Consider the following 1353-nt stretch of genomic DNA (forward strand, 5'->3'; position numbering starts at 1 on the left):
TCGCCGAGGATGCCGGCGCGTTCGAGGCGGCCGAGGACCTTTTCCTGTTCGGCGCAGAGGCTATCCATCGCTTCCTGGGCGGTCTTTTCGCCCGACGCCGCGTCGCCGATCGCCTGCCACCAGAGCTGGGCGAGCTTCGGATAGTCAGGCACGTTCGTGCCGGTCGGCGACCACTGCAGGCGGGCCGGCGAGCGGTAGAACTCGATCAGGCCCCCGAGCTTCGGCGCACGGTCGGTGAAGGACTGGTGGTCGAGCGTCGACTGGCGGATGAAGGTCAGGCCCACATGGCTCTTCTTCACGTCCACGGTCTTCGAGGTCACGAACTGCGCGTAGAGCCAGGCGGCCTTGGCGCGGTCGTCCGGCGTGGACTTGAGCAGCGTCCAGGAACCGGCATCCTGATAGCCGAGCTTCATGCCGTCCTTCCAGTAGACGCCATGCGGGGAAGGCGCCATGCGCCACTTCGGCGTGCCGTCGGCATTGACGACCGGCAGGCCGTCCTTGACCATGTCGGCGGTAAACACCGTGTACCAGAACATCTGCTGGGCGATCTCGCCCTGGGCAGGCACCGGACCGGCTTCGCCAAACGTCATGCCCTGGGCGGCCGGCGGCGCATAGGCCTTCAGCCATTCGAGATACTTCTCGATCGAGTAGACGGCGGCCGGACCGTTGGTGTCGCCGCCACGCGCCACGCAGGAGCCGACGGGCCGCGAGTTCTCGTCCACCTTGATGCCCCATTCGTCGACCGGCAGGCCGTTCGGGATGCCCTTGTCGCCGTTGCCGGCNGAACACCGTGTACCAGAACATCTGCTGGGCGATCTCGCCCTGGGCAGGCACCGGGCCGGCTTCGCCGAACGTCATGCCCTGGGCGGCCGGCGGCGCATAGGCCTTCAGCCATTCGAGATACTTCTCGATCGAGTAGACGGCGGCCGGACCGTTGGTGTCGCCGCCACGCGCCACGCAGGAGCCGACGGGCCGCGAGTTCTCGTCCACCTTGATGCCCCATTCGGCGACCGGCAGGCCGTTCGGGATGCCCTTGTCGCCGTTGCCGGCCATGGACAGCCACGCATCGGTGAAGCGCCAGCCGAGCGAGGGATCCTTCTTGCCGTAGTCCATGTGGCCATAGACCTTCTTCCCGTCGATCTCGCGGCCGGTGAAGAACTGGGCAATGTCTTCGTAAGCCGACCAGTTGACGGGAACGCCGAGGTCGTAGCCGTACTTCGCCTTGAAGTCGGCCTTGTTCTTCTCGTCGTTGAACCAGTCGTAGCGGAACCAGTAGAGGTTCGCGAACTGCTGGTCGGGCAGCTGGTAGAGTTCCTTGTCCGGCGCCGTCGTGAAGGACTTGCCGATGAAGTC

Annotated in this window: 2 pseudogenes; both read right to left on the reverse strand. The window is 65.8% G+C overall.

Features of this window, described 5'->3' with window-relative positions:
- Positions 1–782 (reverse strand): annotated as a pseudogene (locus tag ACED18_RS20525) (carbohydrate ABC transporter substrate-binding protein); the annotation flags it as partial.
- 268 nt (positions 783–1050) lie between these two features.
- A pseudogene (locus tag ACED18_RS20530) lies at positions 1051–1353 on the reverse strand (carbohydrate ABC transporter substrate-binding protein); the annotation flags it as partial.

The organism is Rhizobium sp. SG2393 (assembly GCF_042610495.1).
GTDB lineage: Bacteria > Pseudomonadota > Alphaproteobacteria > Rhizobiales > Rhizobiaceae > RU20A.